Source organism: Paraburkholderia franconis (assembly GCF_009362735.1).
GTDB lineage: Bacteria > Pseudomonadota > Gammaproteobacteria > Burkholderiales > Burkholderiaceae > Paraburkholderia > Paraburkholderia franconis.
In genome coordinates this window covers 1-21,698 of sequence record NZ_WHNP01000094.1, presented here as the reverse complement: position 1 = coordinate 21,698, position 21,698 = coordinate 1, and the positions used below count along the sequence as shown (strand labels likewise).

Below are 21,698 nucleotides of genomic sequence, written 5' to 3'. Positions count from 1 at the left end.
ACAGGGTGGCTCCCGCGCGCTTTGCGCATGCGGCATAAGGTGACCGGCCTGCCCGGCCGGCACGGATAGAAGGTCGACCAGGCCATGGCCGGTCCCATCACCCACCCTGACCTGAACGACATTGGCATGCCGATCTGCACCACCCGTTACCGGTCGTCTACGGCCAGCCCGCGTCTGGTCGTAAGAGGCGACCGCGCGGACTGGCCGTAGACGACGGATCGGTCAAGGGACGGTTTGCTTCGTATGACAGAGAGTTTTTATATTGCAACGTGCTTGACTTCCGAGGCCCCATAGAAGGTTTTTTTTGACTTATCCCACGCCGTTTTCCACCCGGCCTTTTCTCGTTGCCTTTGCCTACGTAGCAGGCAACGATGTCGAATCCCCAGTGGCGCGCGGCATCGAGGTAGCGTGGATTGAATACCGGCGCCTGGCCAACCAGCCGCTGCAGCACCGCGGACTTCAGATTGTCTACCATGACCTTGCGCGGGCAGCCATGGAAGGCCGCGAACGCGTGCTCATGGCAGGCGAGGAAGTGCTCCATCGTCTGCGAGACGGTAAATTCCAGATACATCAGCCGGCTGTAACACAGCACCATCACGGATCCGCGAGGACGCACCGTTCGACAAGGTCTGCTATATCGGCTGAGGCGTGACGACGGGCGTCGGCGCTGCGGCGAATCACAGTGCCCGTTTTTTCACTCGGCGAGCGCTCTGTGTTGGTCCGTCCGCGATCTGTCGCCTTAGCTTTCCTGGTTGAAACAATCTCTGCGAGCGATCGTCCCATCGAGACCGGCGATAGCGTAATGTCCGATCTGCTCGCGCTGGCAGGGGTTCGCGACAAGGTCGACCATCGGTTGACATCCGCGCGCCGCGCGGCACAGGGATGCCGACGGCCCAACACATCGAATTCGATGACTTTGAAGACTTGAGGGTGAGCGGTGCGACGACCGAATCCGTCACTGCCTTCGAGGATATCGCACGGAGCCGATCTTTTAACGGAGGTTTGGCGTGACCACACCAAAGGACCCCGAACAGCGTTCTGAAATGCTAAAGGATCTTAAGCGCTAAAACGGAGGATCATTCGACTTCGGTAATCAGCGTTTTCCTCTTAACTGGACCTCCGGCCAGCCCAAAGTTGGCTGGCGGCGCATACTGAGGCCGATGCGCATTTCGTGAAACGGACAGGCATTTCATTCTTCGCGTCCTGGAACTGTTGACGTTCGAAAGCATCGCTCACGTCGCGTCACTGTGCGATGCCCAGACCCCATATTTTGAGGACCTGCAGGCATTCTGAGCCTTGTGCGCTTTTTTTCGGGTTACGTTACGATCTCCTAGCGGGCCTGGAACTGGGTATCGGTGTAAGGCCGCGGCCTGACCGGATTCCGGATGGAGATGCGTCTTGTACGACAAGGGGAGAATCTCGTCCGTCGAACTCTGATTACGCATCAACTGGCTCGGATGTGTATTCTGAAAGATGCCGTCGAGCAGCGATACTGCTTAGCGGGTTCGCCGATTACTGACATCGCCTGCCGTGCAACGTCGATGGGGACACGGCTGCAGAATGTTTGCCCGACTTGCTCGCATCGTGCCGCGGCCCCGTGCCGTCCGGCGGATGTTGATAACTGGTTGTGTGCGAATCATGGCGATATGTTTCAGGCGCAAAAAATGCTTGGCGCCGACACCTGACCCGCCGATCGGGTGATGGACTCACGCTTATGAAAAAGACAGGTACACCGATGGACTGGTTTGCGAGCCCAGTGGTCGACGCCAGTGTCGAGGCCGCTTGGGAATGCCTGATTCAAGGTGGCAAACCGTCAACGGGGACATTACGCGGAGTCGTGAATGAATCATGGCGCCGATGCCTGGACGGCCGGGTGGATCCTGGTACGATGTGCGCTCCGCCACCGGTGGAAGAAGGTCAGCTGTTTGACTTGCGCACCAGAAACGACCAACTGATGCATGTCAGCGTACCGTTTATCGATCAGACAAACGAGTTTCTTTCACAGACGGGGACCATCCTCTTGCTCACGGATCCGGATGGGATGATTCTCGAACATGCTGGCGACGCGCGCCTTCTCGAACCAGCGGGAGAGATTCACTTGGTCCCGGGTAGCACCTGGAACGAACTCACTTCCGGGACCAACGCGATCGGCACTGCCCTGACGCTGCGGCAGCCGGTGCAGATTCATGGGTCCGAGCATTTCTGCTCAGGGATCAAACGGTGGACGTGCTCAGCCACAGTAATCCGTGATCCGATGGACGGTTCGGTACGCGGCGTTCTGGATGTCTCGGGGCTTGCTCGAACCTACAACCGGCATAGTCTGGCGTTCATAGTCTCAATGGCCGGGCGTATCGAAGGCAGCCTGGGTAAAGTCGCCATGGAACGACGACTGCGGCTGATGGCGCGCTGCTGGACGTATTGCTCGGGACGTACAGACGGCGTGATTGTCGTCGACGATCGGGGACGCCTCGTCAGGGCGAATCCGCAGGCGCCCATCGCGTTTGCACGACTCGGTATATCGGGCAGACTTGAGAGCGCTTTTCCCATCCCGGACATCGCGAGGATCGCCGCGGGCGCGAAGTCGACGCAAGGAGCGGCGTGGCTGCGCCTCGCTCAAATCGAAACGGTTTTGGAAGGGGGCGAGACGCTCGGCTTCATGCTGATTGCCCCAGCCGTCAACCGGCACGCCGCCTTGCTGTCCGACTTGAAACCCGCTGCATCCAAGCCTGCGCCGGCCTTCTCCCGCATTATCGGCTCGAGCCCCGCACTGAATGTGACGCTCCAGAAAGCGAGGCAACTTGCGAAAGCATCGGTCCCTGTGTTGCTCGTCGGTGAATCGGGCGTGGGCAAAGAACTGTTTGCGCAGGGTATCCACGAGGCTAGCGATAGGGCCGACAGCCCCTTCATCGCGCTGAATTGCGGCGGCATGTCCCACGATCTTCTAACAAGCGAACTGTTTGGTTACGCGGAAGGTGCGTTTACCGGTGCGTGTAAATCCGGCATGACGGGGAAAATCGAAGCTGCGAATCACGGCACGCTGTTTCTCGACGAAATCGGCGAAATGCCTCTCGACATCCAGCCATTTCTGCTGCGCGTGCTAGAAGAGGGGGAGATATATCGACTCGGCGAGAACACGGCTCGCAAGGTCGACTTCCGCCTGATCGCCGCAACGAATCGCAACCTGCGTGCAGATGTCAAAGAGGGAAAATTCCGCATGGATCTTTACTACCGGCTGGCTGTAACCAACATTACGATCCCACCTCTACGTGACCGCAAGGACGACATGGAAGAGCTGATCGAACACTGGCTGCACGTCTTTCGTAAACGGTACGGCCTGGTCGACGCGGTATTCGATGATGACGCGCAGGCCTGCTTGTTGAGCTATTCATGGCCTGGCAACGTGCGTGAACTGCGCAACGCGATCGAATGTGCGGTGCTCATGGCCCGAGACGGCACGATCACCGTGAACGAGCTTCCGCTAGAAGTACGCGCCAACGCGTCTCCTCGTGAAGATGTGACGTCGATGCCTCCCCTCGAGGTCAATTCTGCTCGCCAAATGTTCGGCTCGCTGGAAATGGCAGAAGCAGAGGTGATTCGAGCAGCGATCCGGCATAGCGAAGGCAACTTGACCCGGGCGGCTGCTCAGCTTGGTATCGCGAAAAGCACGCTGTATATGAAGATGAGCAAGTATGCCTTGAAGCGGGAGCCAGCAAGCAGACGGCGCAGCACTCGATGACGTAGGCCTCTCGAATTTGCGCCGGTGTGAATTCCAATCCTTTACACGCGAGCAACCAACGTTCACGTTCTACTCGCCGCGCCGGACGGTAACTTGCCAACCTTCGAGCGAAGAGGGCAGCCGGGCATCACAGTTGCGACCGATTGACGGGTTGCACGTCTGAAAGCGCCAATCCCTCATTGTCTTTTCCTCGATGTCGTTGGCGTAACACATGGCTGTTTCCAGCTAAGGGCGTCTTTTTCTGATGTCGAAGGCAGAGGCTCGAGGCATTGCAAGCGACGTTAGCTTGAAGACTTCCGGCGAGCGGTCAGGATGTCGTCGGTGAGTCCGTACTTCGTGACCTTTTGATACAGCGTACTCTTCGCGATTCCAAGTTGAGAAGCCGCTTCCGTAAGATTACCCCGACACTTCTGTATCGCGAACCTTATCGACTCGGCTTCTGCCGCTTCGAGTGACCGCGGCTCCCGGGGCACGGTCCCGGAGCCTTCGTCGTGAGGCTGATCTTGTGCACCTGCGGATCCAGAGGGTGTCTGTAGCTCGGCTGGCAGATCGCCGATCCGTATAACGCCGTCGCATGCCATCAGCACAGCGCCTTCAATCGCATTACGCAATTCGCGCACGTTGCCGGGCCAGGCATAGTTCATCAAACACTCAAATGCCCTGTCATCGATTACGACGTTGTTGACGCCAAAGCGGTCACGGGAGACGGCTAACCAGTGCTCGAGCAGTTCCGGCAGGTCTGCCGTGCGTTCACGCAGTGGGGGGATCGAAATATTGGTAACGGCTAGCCTGTAGTAAAGGTCGGCGCGAAAGCTCCCGTCGGCGATTTCCGCTCGCAAGTCGCGATGAGTTGCAGCGATCAACCGGAAGTTAACCTTCCTGGGGGTGTTTTCACCCAGTCGAAGGACCTCGCTTTCCTCCAGCACGCGTAGCAGATGGGGCTGGACATCGAGCGGCATTTCTCCGATTTCGTCCAGGAACAGCGTGCCGCCATCCGCCGCTTCGATCTTCCCCTTCATGCCTGATCGACGTGCGCCGGTAAATGCGCCTTCCGCATAACCAAAAAGCTCGCTAGTCAACAGGTCTCGGGACAAGCTGCCGCAATTCAGTGCGATGAAGGGACCCTCGGCCCTCGCGCTCGCCTGATGGATGCCTCGCGCGAAGAGTTCTTTTCCCACACCTGTCTCTCCGAGGAGCAAAACCGGAACCGTAGCTTTGGCGAGCTGCTGCGCTTTCTGAATAGCCGCGCACAACGGAGAACTAGTGCCGATAATTTGCGAAAACGCTGGGGTGCGCTCCGATTCAACCGATGATATGGGATCGGGCCGCAAGGGCGCGAGCCGTATGCTTGCCGGAGCAATCAACATGAAACCGAGCGTATCCGATCCCTCCTTGACACGCTCGATTCGCGCAATGCGCAGCCACTTTGGCCAATGCGGCGGTATGGATCCCTCGGCAATTGCTGCGATGTCCGGGATCGGGAACGCGTCTTCCAGCGAGCCTGGGACGCCAATACGTGCGAATGCAGCGCGCGCCTGTGAGTTGGTTTTTATCAGACGCCCGAACTCATCGACTATCGCCACGCCGTCTGTTCGTGCCGAGCAGTATGAAAGGCTATTTTCGAGCAGACGCAGATGACGTTCCAGCGTGACCCGGCCGAGGCGGCCCTCAATCCGGGAAGCGAGCGAGACAATAAACGGTAGACTGTGCCCACTGTAGGTATGCGCAAGCCCCGAAACATCGACTCCGCCCAGCACGGTCCCATCTTGCGGATCGCAGATAACCGTTGCGGCGCATGTCCACCGCTTCATCGCAATGCAGAAATGTTCGGCGCTATGGATCTGCACTGGTTGCCGCAAGGCAAGGGCGGTGCCAATCGCATTGGTCCCGCCGGTGCGTTCGGTCCAGCTTCCACCTGGTACCAAGCGGAGTTCGCCTAGAGGGCCAACGATGCGTGAGTCACCTGCCAGATCGAGAATCGTCCCATTCGGATCTGTCAGGACTAGTACGGTCTCTGTCCGGGACAGAAGCTCGCGGGTCTGTTCGATAAGCGGCTCAACGGCATTCAATAGTCGACTGTTCCTGACTCGCAGGTCATAAACACTGTCTTCATCGAGCGGTGGAGGGCCACTCGTCGCGTCAGGGTCCACGCGACCCTCCAGGCATCGATGCCACGAAGCATCAATCACCGCACGGACAGCGCTGGTAGGCGGGGCGCGTCCCTCAATCATGCGTTCCCATGCCGACATGATGCTTGCATCCTGATCAGGGCGGGAAAACCAATCTACTGAAGTGCTGGTCCTTCTCATTACGCCTCCTGTCGGAGTCCTGCCCGAGCTGAGAAAGTCAGTGTGTTGCTCGCCTGCGATCGCGTTTCATTACCGGAGTGCTTATTAACGGTTACCAGCGTCGTCGCAGCGTGGGTGAATGCCGGTCGGAAGGTCCGAACGAATCGCGCGCTCGACCAGCGGTTTCTTTTCTTTGGACCGGTCTTCGGCTGTGTTGCAGCTTGCGGCTTTATGCGTCTAATTGTGCCGAGGGCTCCGTCTGAATTCTATCCGTTTGGCGTACGAAAATCGAACGTCTCACGCGTATGCGATTCTTAAATGGGGATCGAGCGACCGAAAATCCTAGCCGAATCAATGACATGGGGTCATCATTGTCTTGTTGGCACGGTCTATGCAGTTAAGAGGCTATACCGCTGCTCCTGTGATTCACCGCGTCAAGCGCCCCGGCAAACATTAGCCCGACGCCTCAGGAGCGACGCCTATAACGCATTCATGCCGGTGGCGACGCGGCATCTCCTTGAACCGCCGCAGCAGGAGGATATCGTGACCTTGCAAAGATCTGAACTTAAGAGCAACGGCAATGCCGCGCCCGTAGTTTTGGTAGTGGATGACGACGCTCCAGTACGTGAAGCAATATTAGAACTGCTGAATTCCGTTGGAATTGTGGTAAAACTTTTTCCGTCTGCCCAAGACCTGTTGGATGAACTTGACGAGTTCAATAATGGCGGCCCTACCGACGCGAATTGCTTGATTCTCGACGTTCGCATGCCAGGAATTGGCGGGCTCGAACTTCAAAATCGACTCCGCGCGGTCCACTTCAATGTGCCGATAATCTTTATTTCCGCTCATGGTGACGTCAGGATGACGGTTGATGCTATGAAGGCTGGTGCGTTGGATTTTTTGAGCAAACCGTTCCGTAGTCAGGACATGCTCGAATCAGTTGAGGCTGCGATCGAATGCGACCGCCGTCGTAGAGAGATCGAATGTAGGCAAAAAGACCTTCTTGTTCGGTATCTGTCTTTAACGCCCAGAGAAAGAAAGATATTGGCTCTGGTAGCAAAGGGATTGATGAACAAGCAAATCGCGGCGGAACTATGTGTCAGTGAAATAACAATCAAGGCAAATCGATCGCATTTGATGCAAAAAATGAGGGCGAAGTCTTTTGCGGAACTGGTTCGAATGGAAGCAAATTTAACGGACGCCGCTTCAAAACAACAAAAGTACGCCATCGCGTACGACGACCATCAAATTATCAGGAATTCGTTACTATTAAATTTGAGTTGACACCAATCGGACTACCGAAGACCGACGGCAGTATGCTCCGAATGTCCGACATTTCAGGAGGCTAGGTTGATCGCTATACGGGGAGGCGGTGTGCTCGTGCCGCGTGCAGCACCCCTTCGCGCTAAGTGTTGTCACGGCGTTAAGGCTAAGATAGAGCACGCATCTCGGCCCCTATTCAATACTTAAGGATATTGATCAAACTCTTATGTGTTGTGCGGAAACTCCTATGGATAATGGATTTTTCTGCGCCTCTGTCTAATATTAAGTCGCGGGAAACACATAAATTTAAGTTTTCGACGGAGTGGGATTAGTAAACCTAAATGAATTATTTCGTGATTGTTTAATCGATTGTCGATGTGCTGCTAGATCGAGGATATCGCTATGTATTGCTCTTTGCATCGTTGGATTTTCATTGGCTCAAACGCTTACGACGAGTATGTTTTCGTACCGTGGCTTAATAGAAATGTTTATCTTCGGACCGTCGATCTATGCCGTGTTTGCCTTCAATAGGCGCGATATCAGACGTGCCCGAGAGCTCGGCGGCGCGCAAGCTGTATGCAGCGTCGCTGCCGGTTCCTCAAGGACGAGCCAAACCACACGTACTTCACCAATGGCATCCTCCGACTTACGGTGCCGCAGCGGGATGCGGATGCCAATCGAGTTCGGGCTGAGCGGGGCGGACCACGTCGTCTTCTTGCGATTGCGATGCGATCCGCACCAGGAAAAATGGCTAGCCGCGTGCCTGTGCGAAGACAGCCAGTTGCCATTGTGTCCGACTGAGTCCGGGAGCGTGTTGGTGATGATTCTGTGGCGGCAACGTATGTCCCTTCGCAATACCGATCTCATGGCGGCAAGCACTGCACCGGTAGATACCCGCGTCGCGTGCCTGAACACCGGGATCGTGCAGAACTCGTATTCCGCAAGATCTTTTTGTTGTCGGCGACACTGCGGCGCTACTGAAGCTGATTGCGCGTGAACGTTATGCAGTAACGGTCATTTGAAATAGATCGGGGGCGATTGATTGCTCTTTCAAATCTGTGGACCGATCGTGCGTATGAGCTGTTTTTAAACGCAGTTATCGGATTTGCGAGCATCAGCACATACTGCAAACGCAAGCGTGCAGTGCTGTAGAGGGTGGACAAGGAGCCGTTCCGCTGGAAGAGGGCTGCTCTGACAAGATCTCGGAAAGTTGGCTAAAATGGCCGCGCTACACATCTCGCTATGAAATTTTTCCGGACTCTCTTCCTCCTGCTGCTTTGCGCGATGCTGCCCATTACCGGGTTGGCAGCCAGCGGCACGGCCGGGGAATGTCCGATGCAACAAACCATGTCGATGGACGACGGTATGTTTGTCGCCATGACCGGGTGCGATTCAATGAAGTCGTCTTCAACCGTCAAGCCAAAAGGCGGTTTCTGCAAGATGACCGCCCAGTGCCAGTTCGGCAGTCTGTACTATCCCACTGTAACCGCAACCGTCAGCCATCCCACGTCCGTGGGAAGCCGCGTTGTCTTTCACTATGCGAAGTCGCTCACCGTCCGTGAACCGGGTGGCCTGTGGCGACCTCCTCGAGCAATCTGATCCCCTGCTGACTGGTTCACCGCGTCTGCGGTGATGTCGTCCTGCGTCCAGGACGTGGATTCCCTTTTTGGGTTTCCGCCGTTGGGATTAGAACATGCAACCGAAATCGATCGGCACGCCACCGCGCTGGCGTGCACCACTGCGCGCGCGCTCACTCGCCGTCGCGCTGATGCTTGCGTGCGCCACTGCGCACGCGCAGAACGCGTCCTTCACGCTTGAAGCCGCTTTGCAGTACGCGACCGACCGCTCGGCTGCGATGCAGGCAGCGCAGGCATCGGAACGAGCCAGTTCCGAAGTTGCCGTCAAGGCCGGCCAGTTGCCGGACCCGACGCTCAAGGCGGGCGTCGACAACCTTCCGGTCACCGGCCCGCAGAAATACACCATTGGCCAGGACTTCATGACGATGCGCCGGATCGGCATCGAACAGGAGTGGGTGTCCGGTGAAAAGCGGCGTCTGCGCTCGACACTGGCGAACCAGATGACCGGTCGTGAACACGATGGCTATCTGCTGCAACTCGCCAACGTGCGTCAGCAGACGGCCGGTGCATGGCTCAATGCCATCTATGCAAAGAAGGCCGTGTCGCTGCAGCAGGAACTGCTGGACCACATGAACCACGAACTCGCCGCGACGAAAGCCTCGTACCGGGGCGCGAAGGCGACGGCCGCAGATGTTGTGCAGGCTCAGGCGATGCTTGCGCAGACGCAGGACCAGGTGCTCAAGGCCGGGCAGACGTACAAGACTGCCCTCATTACGCTTTCGCGATGGACGGCAACCCCCGTCTCCGACGTCACGGGTGAGCCGCCGGCGCCGGAGTCGTTCGTCTCGTCGCTGCCGCCTGAGGAACTGAAACAGGTCCAGCCCGCGCTTATCGCAGCGTCCGACGACATCGCCGTTGCCGATGCTGACACCGCAGTCGCAAATAGCGAACGCAGCCCCAACTGGACCTGGGAGGTGGCGTACCAGCAACGAGGCGGTGCGTACTCGAACATGGTGTCGGTGGGCGTCAGCATTCCGCTGCCCATCAACCGCAAGAACCGTCAGAACCGGGATGCAGCCGAGAAGGCCGAACTCGCCACCAAGACGCGTCTGCTGTACGAGGACACGCAGCGTCAGGTTGAAGCGGATATTCAGGCCCAGTCAGCGACGCTTGCAAGCGGCCGGGAGCGCATCGCCAATCTCGGCCAGTCTCTCCTGCCTGTGGCTGACCAGCGTGTGCAGCTTGCGAATGCCGCTTACCGGTCAGGGACAGGCTCGCTTGCCGATACGTTCGCGGCACGCCGCGCGCAGCTCGATGCACAGCTTCAGGTGCTTGGCCTCAAACGCGACGTATCCCAGACCTGGGCCCAGCTCGAATATCAGGTCGTGCCATCGACGATGGCAGCTGCGCAGTGAAGGAGAGAACATGAACAGGAAACAGCTAGCGCGCGCGGTCGTCGCTGTATTTGCAGGTGCAACTCTGGCCGGCGCGGGCTATTTCGCTGGTATGCGCCACACCATGACGGATTCGTCGGCCAGTCCAGCCGTCGCGTCTGCCTCGTCTTCCGGCGACAGGATCGACCCGAAGACGGGCCGCAAGGTGCTCTACTGGCACGACCCGATGGTGCCCGCGCAGCACTTCGACAAGCCCGGCAAGTCGCCCTTCATGGACATGCAGCTCGAGCCCGTGTACGCAGATGAAGGCGGTGGCGCGGCGGGCGTCAGGATCGACCCGGGCCTGCAGCAGAACCTCGGCATCCGCTATGCGACCGTGCGTCGGCAGGACACAGCTGAAGGATTCGACGCCGTCGGCACCACCCAGTTCGACGAGTCGCAGGCCGACGTCGTGCAGTCGCGCGTGACAGGCTACATCGACCGTCTGTACGCCAGTGCGCCAATGCAGCGGATAACCAAGGGCGCGCCTGTCGCATCGCTTTTCGTGCCCGACTGGCTTGCGCCGCAGGAAGAATACCTGTCGCTCAGGCACGGTGGCATGGACACGAGCCTGCTGGAGGCATCGCGTGCGAGGATGCGTGCGCTCTCGATTCCAGAGAGCCTCATCGCCAGCCTCGACCAGACGGGCAAGGTGCAGACCCATGTCGTTCTCACGTCGCCCGAAACGGGTGTCGTCAGCGAACTGAACGTGCGGGACGGGGCCCAGGTCACTCCGGGCCAGACGCTTGCCAAGGTTGCGGGTCTCTCGAAGCTGTGGCTCATCGTTGAAATTCCCGAAGCCCTCGCGCTGAGCGTCCAGCCGGGCACGACAGTGGATGCCACGTTCTCCGGCGACCCGATCCGGCACTTCAACGGGAAGATTCGCGAAATCCTCCCGGGCATCAGCACCACCAGCCGCACGCTTCAGGCGCGGCTCGAAATCGACAACGCTGCGCTGAAGCTGACGCCGGGCATGTTGATGCGTGTGCGCGTCGGCGCACAGAACAGGAAGTCGAGGCTGCTCGTGCCTTCGGAGGCGGCCATCACGACGGGCAAGCGCTCGGTGGTCATCGTGAAGAACGCGGATGGCCGTCTGCAACCCGTGTCCGTCACGGTCGGCAACGACATCGGTGACGAAACCGAGGTGCTCGGCGGCCTGAACGATGGAGAGACGGTCGTCGCATCCGGACAGTTCCTCATCGATTCGGAGGCCAGCCTGAAGTCGGTGCTGCCACGTCTCGAAGGCGCTACAGGCGCTGGCGCAGGTTCTCAGGCACCGCCGTCCGCGCCCGTTGCAGCTACGGCTGCTGTGCAGACCTACGAGACAACGGGCAAGGTCGAGCACGTCACGGGAAAGGACATCACGTTCTCGCATCAGCCCGTCCCTGCGCTCGGTTGGCCCGCGATGACAATGGCGTTCAGCAAGCCAGCCTCCGATGCATTTCCGGACGTCAAACCTGGCCAGTCCGTTCATTTCGTCTTCAAACAGTCGGATGACGGTTACCAGCTCACGAAGGTCGAACCGGCGGGAGGCACGAAATGATTGCGCGCCTTATCCGCTGGTCGATCCATAACCGGTTCCTCGTGCTGCTCGCGACGGTGCTCGTCACCGCATGGGGCGTGTATTCGGTGACCGAGACACCACTCGATGCGCTGCCGGACCTTTCGGATACGCAGGTCATCATCAAGGCGTCGTATCCGGGCAAGGCACCGCAGGTCATCGAGGACCAGGTGACCTATCCGTTGACGACAACCCTGCTTGGCGTGCCAGGAGCCAAAACCATCCGTGCGTATTCGTCGTTCGGCGACGCGTTCGTCTATGTGCTATTCGACGACAAGACCGATCAGTACTGGGCTCGCTCGCGTGTGCTCGAATACCTGAACCAGGTGCAAAGCCGCCTGCCTCCGGGAGCAACGGTTTCACTGGGGCCGGACGCAACGGGTGTGGGCTGGGTGTACGAATACGCGCTCGTCGACAAGACCGGGAAGCATGACCTCGGGCAACTCAGAGCGCTCAATGACTGGTTCCTGAAGTTCGAACTGAAAGCCGTCCCGGACGTTTCCGAAGTGGCGAGCATCGGCGGGATGGTGCGGCAGAATCAGGTCGTGCTGGACCCGGACAGGTTGCGCGCGTACGGCATCACGCAGGCGATGGTGGCCGATGCACTCGGCAAGGCGAACCAGGAATCGGGCGGTTCCGTCGTCGAGCTCGCCGAATCCGAATACATGGTCCGCTCGTCGGGTTATCTGCATACGCTGGACGACTTTCGCAACGTCGTGCTCCGCACCAATGATGCGGGTACGCCCGTGCTGCTTGGCGATGTTGCCCGCATCCAGATCGGGCCTGAAATGCGTCGCGGCATTGCGGAGCTGAATGGCCAGGGCGAAGTGGCGGGCGGTGTCATCGTCATGCGTTCCGGCAAGAATGCGCTGACGACCATCGACGCGGTAAAGGCCAAATTCGCGGACCTGAAGCGTTCGTTGCCGCCAGGCGTCGAAGTGGTGACCACCTATGACCGCTCGCAGCTCATCGTACGCGCGGTGGACAACCTGAAGGACAAGCTCATCGAGGAGTTCATCATCGTCGGACTCGTGTGCGCGGTGTTCCTGTTCCATCTGCGCAGTGCGTTCGTGGCGATCCTGTCGCTGCCGCTTGGTGTGCTCGCGGCGTTCATCGTGATGCGCTATCAGGGCGTCAACGCGAACCTGATGTCGCTCGGCGGCATTGCGATTGCCATCGGCGCGATGATCGATGCGGCCATCGTGATGATCGAAAACGCGCACAAGCATCTGGAAGCGTTTGAGCATGCGCATCCCCATGCGCCCATCACCGCTTCGCAGCGATGGGAACTGATTGCGGCATCGGCGGCGGAGGTCGGACCAGCCCTCTTCTTCTCGCTGCTAATCATCACGCTCTCGTTCATCCCGGTGTTCTCGCTGGAAGGTCAGGAGGGCAAGCTCTTCTCGCCGCTGGCCTTCACGAAGACATACACGATTGCCGCCGCTGCCGGCCTGTCGGTGACGCTCGTGCCCGTGCTGATGGGCTATCTCATTCGCGGGCGCATTCCGCACGAGACGTCGAACCCCATCAATCGCGTGCTGGTTCGCCTTTACCGGCCCATGATCGAAGGGACGCTGCGCCGGCCCTGGTTTGCGATCGGACTGGCTGTGATCGCCCTCATTCTGACCGTGATCCCGATCTCGCGACTGGGTGGAGAATTCATGCCGCCACTCGACGAGGGTGATCTGCTCTACATGCCGACGGCGCTTCCTGGCATCTCGGTCGAGAAGGCGTCCGAACTGCTGCAGCAGACTGACCGTCTCATCAAGACGGTCCCTGAAGTGGCGACCGTTTTTGGCAAGTCCGGCCGCGCCGACAGCGCGACGGACCCGGCGCCACTGGAGATGTTCGAAACGACGATCCAGTTCAAGCCGCGAAGCGAGTGGCGACCCGGCATGACGCCAGAAAAACTGGTCGAGGAACTCGACCAGACCGTGAAGGTGCCGGGGCTGTCGAACGTCTGGGTGCCGCCGATACGCAACCGTCTGGACATGCTGTCGACGGGCATCAAGACGCCCGTCGGCGTGAAGATCTCGGGACCGGACCTGGGGCAGATCGACAGCGTCGCCGCACAAATCGAAGCCGCGGTCAAGGACGTGCCGGGCGTGACCTCCGCGCTGGCGGAGCGGCTCAACGGTGGCCGCTATATCGACGTCGATATCAACCGGCTGGCGGCGGCGCGCTATGGCTTGTCCGTCGGTGATGTCCAGGCTGTCGTGTCGTCGGCCGTAGGGGGCGACAACGTCGGCGAGGTCATCGCAGGCCGCGAGCGTTTCCCCATCAACATCCGTTATCCGCGCGAGGTGCGCGACTCGCTCCAGCGCCTGCGTCGGCTGCCCGTCGTGACCGACCGGGGCGCGCAGATCCAGCTGAGCGACGTCGCTGACCTGCGCATAGCCGATGGTCCACCTATGATCCGCAGCGAAAATGCGCGGCTTTCCGGCTACGTGTACATCGATATCCGGAACGTCGATCTTCAGTCCGCCGTAAGAGCGATGCAACAGGCCGTCGGGCAGAAAGTGGCACTGCCGCCAGGCTATTCGATTGCGTGGTCGGGACAGTTTGAATATCTGGAGCGTGCTGCCGCGAAGCTGCGCACCGTTGTTCCCGTGACGCTCGCCGTGATCTTCGTGCTGCTGTTCCTGACGTTCAACTCCGCCGCCGACGCGCTTCTGCTGATGTCGACTGTGCCGTTCGCGCTGGTCGGTGGATTCTGGCTTATCTGGATACTGGGACATGCGGTGTCGGTCGCGACTTCCGTGGGATTCATCGCGCTCGCGGGTGTAGCGGCTGAGTTCGGCGTCGTCATGCTGCTTTATCTGAAAAGCGCTCTGAACCGGCGACTCGAACTCGGTGAGCCTCTTGACGAGGCCACGCTGCTCGATGTGATCCGTGAAGGCGCGGTGCTGCGCGTACGGCCGAAAACCATGACGGTTGCGGTCGTGCTCGCCGGTCTCATTCCCATCATGATCGGCCATGGGGCCGGCTCCGAAGTGATGCAGCGCATTGCCGCACCGATGGTTGGCGGGATGGTGACTGCGCCCATCCTCTCGATGTTTGTCATCCCGGCAGCCTGGTTCCTGTTGCAGCGCCGTCGCGTTGCGCGAAGCCAGGACACGCGGTTTTCTCATGCAGTACCTTCTGGCGCGAAAGTGCCATCAATTGAAACAGGAGAACTTTAATGAAGAAGATGATTGTCGCGTTTTCGGCTGTCGCGGCCGTAATGACTGCACCTGCATTCGCGGATGATGGTATGGCCGGAATGAGTATGTCAGGAAAGCCTTCGGCAATGAAAGCACCGTCCGGCGCCGCGATGACTGATGCCGAGGTGAAGAACGTCGATGCCGCTGCGGGCATGGTCACGTTGAAGCATGGCGCGCTCGAAAACGTCGGCATGCCGCCGATGACCATGGCATTCAAGGTGAAGGATGCTGACATGGTCAAACGGGTTCACGAAGGCGATAGAGTCAAGGTGCGTGTGGAAAATGTCAAAGGAACACTGACTATCGTGGCGATGGAAAGGCAATCGTGATGCGGTGCTGAAACGGTACCCGCGGACCGACCGCTCACGGTCGGTCTGCGGTTCGCGTTTTTGAACGAGAGACAGGCGCGGGGCGACCGGGCACCTGGGACAACACCACGCGTCCGCGTGGGCAGACAAAACCGCACTCCCGCAAGAAGAAAGAACTCGCAGCAAACCATTATCCCTTGATGGAGAGACGGTTTTGCAGCGCCGTAGACGCCGTTACTGCATAACGGGAGGGCGTTTCTGCGAAGACTTCGAAAGTTGCGCCGCCCGTCGGCAAGCGAGCGGATCAGTAACATCGAGTCGGATGCCGGTGTCGTTCTGCTTGAAAGAAGCCGCAACGGCGTGGTAACCACCGAGGCAGGAGAGGCGTTAGCGCACCTTGCCCGCCTGATACTCCGACAGCACAGCCTGTTGCAGGAGAACTGCGCGACATTGGCGCCGGTACGCGAGGTACGTTGCCGATTTCCTGGTCGAAAAAGTCCATGTCGCCGTGCGCTGATTTCATGTTTAAGCCAACGACATTACCCGCCGGCGTTCACCGTCGCTGAGATCTGCTGCCCTCGCATTCCGGCCACTCGGAGCCGAACTCTAATGGCGGCCTGAAGGCGTCATCAGACGCTAGCTGTCTAGTTGGCCTATACTTGCTCCATGAATGCGAAGCCGGTCTCTGAGCGTGCACGGTAGGTGGTACGCCTGAATTCGGCGGTCCGTCGTTCCACATATTTCGCAAAACGTGATGCCGCCAGTCCTGGCGGCATTTTCGTTTCTGCGCTGCCCGCTGCTCTCACAAATAATGAGGTTCCAGTTATGTCCTACGCAGAGCGCCCTACCATCCTGACCGGGGACCGGACCACCGGCCCGCTTCATCTAGGCCACTATATCGGTTCGTTGCGCGCCAGGGTGCAACTGCAACACGAAGCAAGACAGTTTTTGATTCTCGCGGATACCCAGGCGTTGACCGACAACGTCGGCCGGCACCAGAAAGTAACCGCGAATGTCATTGAAGTCGCGCTCGATTATCTTGCCGTTGGAATCGACCCGACGAAATCCACCATTCTAATTCAGTCGCAGGTACCAGAATTGGCGGAGCTGTCTCAGTATTTGCTTAACCTCGTAAGTGTCGCGCGTCTTGAGCGCAACCCCACAATTAAAGAGGAGATTCGCCTACGCGGTTTCGAGAGAGACATCCCGGCCGGCTTTCTCACGTATCCGGTCAGTCAGGCGGCGGATATCACAGCGTTCAAGGCAACGCAGGTGCCGGTGGGCGATGATCAGCTGCCGATGATCGAGCAGACGAACGAATTAGTGCGTCGTTTTAACAACACCGTCGACCGGTCTGTACTTGTCGAATGCAAGGCTGTGCTCTCACAGGTCACTCGATTGCCCGGTATCGATGGCAAAGCCAAGATGAGCAAATCCTTGGGGAACGCCATTACTCTGGGAGCCACTGAGGACGAAATTACGAAGGCGGTGAACGACATGTATACCGACCCGAACCACTTGCGAGTTAGCGATCCAGGTCGGGTGGAGGGTAACGTTGTGTTCGCGTTCCTCGATGCATTCGAGCCCAACGTACAGAAAGTGGATGAACTCAAATCGCACTATCGTCGCGGGGGCCTGGGCGATAGTGCGATCAAGCGAGTGCTAAACGAGCAACTCCAGTCACTTATCGAACCGATTCGAGCGCGCCGCCGCGAGCTAGAGCGAGATCGCGGCGAGGTGCTTGCGATCTTGCGTCGCGGTACGATGCGCGCGCGGGAAGTGGCCGGCGAGACACTGTCCGAAGTCAAAGGCGCTCTGGGTTTGAGCTACTTCCGGAGCTAAGCGATGGCTTTCGACGTGTCGCAACTGCCCACGATTGTCGAAAGCGGCAGCTGCGCGTAGGAAACCTGACGATCGAATCTCGCGTCGGCGCGATCGTGAGCGGTTGAATATGGTCGCGCAGCGCGCGACGATTTAATACTTCGGTGATTTTCAAGCGCGTATTAGTGGGGGGCGCTTCATGCTCACAAGCTCTATCAGCTCATGCCGATCCTCTGTGGATGAGACGGCAACAGTCAACCATTTCCCATCAGGGTATGGTCGAGCTTCATCATAGAGCTTGACCAACTGCGGGCTCCAGGAGTAACGACGCTCGTCAAACTTCTCGCGCTCTGCTCGCCCCAAGACTACCAGAACCGATAACTGCCTGTATTCAGGAAGCAAGGTGCAGAAAGCCTTGGTCTTCTTGTAGCGTAGTGACCAACCGCGATTCTTCCCGCCATAGAGCCAATCTGGCGCGAAAACGCCGGGGTAGGATGCATCGATCCAACTCTGCAACTCGGTCCAATGTTCGAACGCCTCCGGCCCGATCCAGTTGCGTAGAGTGCGCTCACTAGGCGGTGCCGACTTATCGGTGATCCGGTCGCCGATTTGGGGGGGCTGATTCATGTTGCTTTCCTCTTCCTCATTTTGGGCGGAATGCTTTTGATGTGCAGGTGGTTTTCTCGCTGACGATCTTACATGAGCTTCTCGCAAGTGATTTGCATGTATGTAAGCCGTTTTATATCCTCTGCAAGCCGCAATGCAGTATCGAAAGTCTAACCATCCTCGCTCCAGCGGGGCGCAACGCTCAAATCCGTGGCCGCAATGGCTGCGGCTTCGACAAAGCAGATAGGCGGGATTGGTACCGGTCTCAAGGTTGAGCGTACCGTTACACGGTAACGAATAATTGCTTTCGGCGACTCTGTTCTGTCGTAATACTAGCGTGGATAGGACACCAGTCGTTAGCGGGCGCCCCGGACACATGCCGCACTGTCTTTAGTACGTAATACTCGGGCGCGTATCCAGGCCCGCGCGGCATGTCTGGAAGATCATTTACGCCGGCCAGCCGTTACGCAGTAACGAGAGCGGCTTGAGCCCTGCTTCACGAGAACCGCCTGCTGCGTGCGTTATGGGAGCGGTACGCGCCCCGCTATCCGATGGGGGACCCCTTGGGCTAACTTATAAAAGATCTTTGTGTATTATCATCAAGCGCCGGATTTCATCCAGCGCTTGTTCAGGAGTGGCAATATTAGCGAACCCCATTAACAGTCCAATGGGTGATCGGCGGCGTATATGCCACTCACTCAGGGCCATGACCGCCAGGCCATTAGCATTTGCAGCTGCGGCCAATGCCTTATCGTTGTATTTTGAATCTAGATATGCGAGCGCGTGGATACCTCCTGCGCGGTCGGACACTTGCAATGCTTCGCCGAACACCTGAGCTAGAGCCTGAATCAGGAAATCACGCCTCATCGCGTAAAGCGAGCGCATTTTCTTAATATGGCGTGCAAAGTGGCCTCGGTCCATGAAGTCTGCCACCGTCGCCTGGTAAAGAACGGGGCTAGCGCCCTGCAAGGCCATCGTGTTCCGGAATTTGTCAATTTCCGATTCTGGGACCACCAGATAGGCTAAACGTAATGCCGGATACAGCACTTTACTGAAGGTGCCGACGTATAGCACGCGCCCTCCGTGATCAAGGCTCTTCAGAGGCGGGGGAGGACGGCCGTGGTATCTGAACTCACTGTCGTAGTCGTCTTCTACGATCCAGGCGCGCTGGGCTTGCGCCCATTCCAGCAAGGCTAATTTTCTGGGAAGCGACATCGGAACGCCTAAAGGGCTTTGATGCGTCGGAGTGACCACCGCGAATCTGGCACTGGTGGCTTGACGCCGGCCTGCTTCCACATTCAGACCATCGTCGTCCACAGGAACGGGGATCAATTGCATCCCGACATCTTCGAGAAACTGTCGGGCGTGTATATAGCCCGGATCCTCGAACCAGCCGGTGTCGCCGGGATGGAACAATGTGCGCCGAATTAGTTCTAGCGCACCACGATATCCGGCGGTGACGAAGACCTGATCGGGTGTGCAAGCAATGCCGCGCGAAACGGCAAGATACGCGGCGATAGCGCGGCGCAGCGGCTCATATCCATTTGGATCGTCGTTGACCATGTCCCCCACGCTCATCGCGCGCAATTTGCGGCCAGCAAGCCGCACCCAGGTCTTCCGGGGGAAAGCGTCCAGTGCAGGCAAACCCAGCTGCAAAGGCCTGAATCCGGGTGCTACCACCTGATTTGATCGGCGAAGAGCGGTTGACCCGACTGGTGTGGTAGCGCCGATGCGGCCATCTAGCTGCGGAGACACTACAGTGCCTGCTGGCCCGCGACCTATCAGATAGCCTTCACTGACCAGCATTTGATATGCCGCTTCGACAGTACCGCGCGCCAGATTGAGTTCACTCGCGAGACTTCGAATTGAAGGCACACGATCGCCTGGGGTCAGTTTGCCGGTTGCGATGGCATTTCGAAACCGCCAATAGAGCTGCAAATAAATCGGCGATTCCTGGTTTGTCAGCAACTTGAAGTCGGGTAAATCCATGGCAATGTCCCAGTTGGGTCGATACTTCTTGTGCCTATTGAGTAGGACACCGTTGTTCTAAACTGGCGACTCGGTAACACGGGATTCGCCATGACATCAACATCTTTACGTCATATCAACGACGACCACGATTGTATAGCCTGCTATGCCGTCATGCTGGAGTTGCGACCGAAGCTCAACGGTCCGGAACCGCCTTGTTCTCGATACAGGTTTGGCGAACGCGTTTGCTCAGCGCTTTTACTTCCGACAGGGGTTGCTGGCAACGGGATTGCACTTTGTTGAGGCGGTTGATTGATGAGCACTTTTCTCCTGTTGGAATGCAGCCCGCACGGTGAGCGCTCACTAGGTGGTCAGCTGGCACGCGAGGCTATTGAACAGTTCCAGTTCGGACGCCCGGACGTTCGTCTCGTAACGCGCAACGTTGCGACCGATGGGTTGCGCGCCATTTCAGCAGCGTACGCGCAGGGTCTCGTTGAGTCATGGGCGCATACGTCGGATGCTTTCCTGGATTCCGAACAGTTGATTGTTGAACTCGAGCAAAGTGCTTGCGTGCTGATTTCCACGCCTACGCATAACTTCGCCGTGCCTTCAGCACTGAAGTTGTGGATCGGTCACGTTGTGCGTGACGGACGCACGTTCAAACGGGGGACTAGAGGGAAGATTGGGTTGCTCAAAGATCGCCCTACACTGGTTCTTGTTCGCTCCAGCACTCCATGCGTTGGCGAAAGAGCGAGTCAGCCTGATTTTCTCACGCCGTATCTACGCCATGTTTTTTCTGTTATCGGAATCCATAGTATTGATCCGGCAATAAAATGTTGAAATCAAGCCGCATAACGGACAGGATCATGCTGGAAGTATCGCCGGATGCGTTCGGGTTGCTTCTGCACAACCCTGTAATGGTGCGCGGTGGCCTTGACCAGTTGCAGCCTGGTACGCGTTGGCGCCCGCCGTGTGACGCTTTGCTTGAGGTCGGCGTTGGCCATCTCGTTGGGATTGAGCTCAGGGCTGTAGCTGGGCAGATAGAACACCTCGATCCGGTCGCGGTGCCTGCCCAGCCAGGCCTTCACGGCCTTGCCGTGATGGACACGCAGATTGTCCAGGATCAGGAAGATCTTTTTCTTCGCCCCGGTGATCAGCCGTCGCATGAAGTCGATCAGGATGCCGGTGTTCAGCGCACCGTCGAAGATCTTCCAGCGCATCTGTCCTTTATTCGTCACGCTGGAGATGACCGACAGGCCCGCACGCTTCGCGTTGACCTTGAGCACCGGTGTCTTTCCCGTGGGCGCGTAACCGCGGCCCCGAACATCGTCGGAGCGCAGTCCGGTTTCATCGCCCCAGTGGACTTCGGCTCCTTCCGCCTGGGCCCGCTGCGCAATGGCAGGATAGTCTTCATCGAGCCACTTCCTGATCGCCGCCGGCGATTGCTCATAAGCCTTCTTCAATGGCTTTTGAGGGGTGAAGCCCCAGCGCGACAGATACAGCCCCATCGTACGAACCGGCACACGGATGCCGAACCGTTGTTCGATCACTTCGGCCACGCTCTGACGGGTCCACAGGGCATACGGCATTTTCAACTGGTCAGGTGTGCGGTCCTGGATGATTTTCTGCACGACCCGCTCCTGATCTGCGCTCAGGCTGCGTCCGGTACCCGACGGACGACCGCGAGGCCCGACATCCACGGCACGCCAGCCGCCCGCCTCGTACGCCTTGCAGGCCGCAATCACCGTCGTGGGCGACATCTCGCAACGCAGCGCCACCTCTTTCAACGCTACGCCTTCGATGCGCATCTTCACCGCGCGGCGACGGCGTTCATTCAGTGCCGCCATCGGCAAGGTTCGGGAGTCGATTTTTTCCATAACACTTCCGACCATGTGTTGCGCTCAAAGTTTCAATATTTTATTGCCGGATCAATA

The 21,698-nt window shown here is 58.4% G+C and carries 15 protein-coding genes and 1 pseudogene; 11 read left to right on the top strand and 5 right to left on the bottom strand.

Features of this window, described 5'->3' with window-relative positions:
- Positions 1-157: 157 nt before the first annotated feature.
- Entirely contained in the window at positions 158-595 is a 438-nt protein-coding gene (locus GCT13_RS50085; RefSeq protein ID WP_227747294.1) for a hypothetical protein, read from the bottom strand.
- 1,119 nt (positions 596-1,714) lie between these two features.
- Here GCT13_RS50085 and GCT13_RS42015 point away from each other — a divergent pair.
- Positions 1,715-3,736: a sigma-54-dependent Fis family transcriptional regulator gene (locus GCT13_RS42015; protein WP_227747293.1), complete on the top strand. Its 2,022-nt coding sequence runs from the start codon at positions 1,715-1,717 to the stop codon at positions 3,734-3,736.
- Between the two features lie 281 nt (positions 3,737-4,017).
- Here the strand turns inward: GCT13_RS42015 and GCT13_RS42010 are convergent, their stop codons facing one another.
- Positions 4,018-5,985 (bottom strand): sigma-54-dependent Fis family transcriptional regulator, encoded by a 1,968-nt coding sequence (locus GCT13_RS42010; RefSeq protein WP_152767716.1) that lies wholly within the window; start codon positions 5,983-5,985, stop codon positions 4,018-4,020.
- A gap of 531 nt (positions 5,986-6,516) precedes the next feature.
- On the opposite strand from GCT13_RS42010, the gene GCT13_RS42005 reads away from it, so the two are divergent.
- From GCT13_RS42005 to trpS, 8 genes are all read left to right on the top strand, one after another.
- Positions 6,517-7,308 carry a response regulator transcription factor gene (locus GCT13_RS42005; protein ID WP_152767715.1) on the top strand — a complete coding sequence of 264 codons (792 nt, stop codon included), beginning with the start codon at positions 6,517-6,519 and terminating at the stop codon, positions 7,306-7,308.
- Positions 7,309-8,529: 1,221 nt separating this feature from the next.
- Positions 8,530-8,886 (top strand): hypothetical protein, encoded by a 357-nt coding sequence (locus GCT13_RS42000; RefSeq protein ID WP_152767714.1) that lies wholly within the window; start codon positions 8,530-8,532, stop codon positions 8,884-8,886.
- 94 nt (positions 8,887-8,980) lie between these two features.
- Positions 8,981-10,279 carry a TolC family protein gene (locus tag GCT13_RS41995; RefSeq protein WP_152767713.1) on the top strand — a complete coding sequence of 433 codons (1,299 nt, stop codon included), beginning with the start codon at positions 8,981-8,983 and terminating at the stop codon, positions 10,277-10,279.
- A gap of 10 nt (positions 10,280-10,289) precedes the next feature.
- On the top strand, positions 10,290-11,840 hold the full coding sequence (locus GCT13_RS41990; RefSeq protein ID WP_152767712.1) for an efflux RND transporter periplasmic adaptor subunit: 1,551 nt from the start codon (positions 10,290-10,292) through the stop codon (positions 11,838-11,840).
- The gene (locus GCT13_RS41985; RefSeq protein WP_152767711.1) at positions 11,837-15,040 is read left to right on the top strand and encodes an efflux RND transporter permease subunit; all 3,204 of its coding nucleotides are present in this window, start codon (positions 11,837-11,839) and stop codon (positions 15,038-15,040) included. The genes GCT13_RS41990 and GCT13_RS41985 overlap by 4 nt, the downstream gene beginning before the upstream one ends.
- A complete protein-coding gene (locus tag GCT13_RS41980; RefSeq protein WP_152767710.1) occupies positions 15,040-15,390 on the top strand; it encodes a copper-binding protein in 351 nt (116 codons plus the stop codon). Before GCT13_RS41985 ends, GCT13_RS41980 begins: the two co-directional genes overlap by 1 nt.
- A 255-nt stretch (positions 15,391-15,645) precedes the next feature.
- Entirely contained in the window at positions 15,646-15,990 is a 345-nt protein-coding gene (locus tag GCT13_RS51475) for a LysR family transcriptional regulator (protein ID WP_407670936.1), read from the top strand.
- Positions 15,991-16,194: 204 nt separating this feature from the next.
- On the top strand, positions 16,195-17,211 hold the full coding sequence (trpS, locus tag GCT13_RS41970) for a tryptophan--tRNA ligase (protein ID WP_152767709.1): 1,017 nt from the start codon (positions 16,195-16,197) through the stop codon (positions 17,209-17,211).
- A 150-nt stretch (positions 17,212-17,361) separates the two neighbouring features.
- Here the strand turns inward: trpS and GCT13_RS41965 are convergent, their stop codons facing one another.
- On the bottom strand, positions 17,362-17,817 hold the full coding sequence (locus tag GCT13_RS41965; RefSeq protein WP_152767708.1) for a DUF3788 domain-containing protein: 456 nt from the start codon (positions 17,815-17,817) through the stop codon (positions 17,362-17,364).
- A 552-nt stretch (positions 17,818-18,369) separates the two neighbouring features.
- On the bottom strand, positions 18,370-19,785 hold the full coding sequence (gene pdxR, locus GCT13_RS41960; RefSeq protein WP_152767707.1) for a MocR-like pyridoxine biosynthesis transcription factor PdxR: 1,416 nt from the start codon (positions 19,783-19,785) through the stop codon (positions 18,370-18,372).
- A gap of 190 nt (positions 19,786-19,975) precedes the next feature.
- On the opposite strand from pdxR, the pseudogene GCT13_RS50080 reads away from it, so the two are divergent.
- Positions 19,976-20,080 (top strand): annotated as a pseudogene (locus GCT13_RS50080) (GNAT family N-acetyltransferase); the annotation flags it as partial.
- A complete protein-coding gene (locus GCT13_RS41950) occupies positions 20,080-20,604 on the top strand; it encodes an FMN-dependent NADH-azoreductase (RefSeq protein ID WP_152767706.1) in 525 nt (174 codons plus the stop codon). The pseudogene GCT13_RS50080 and the gene GCT13_RS41950, both read left to right, overlap by 1 nt.
- Before the next feature lie 2 nt (positions 20,605-20,606).
- Here GCT13_RS41950 and GCT13_RS41945 read toward each other — a convergent pair whose 3' ends face one another.
- Positions 20,607-21,641: an IS630 family transposase gene (locus GCT13_RS41945; RefSeq protein ID WP_152767705.1), complete on the bottom strand. Its 1,035-nt coding sequence runs from the start codon at positions 21,639-21,641 to the stop codon at positions 20,607-20,609.
- Positions 21,642-21,698: the final 57 nt, after the last annotated feature.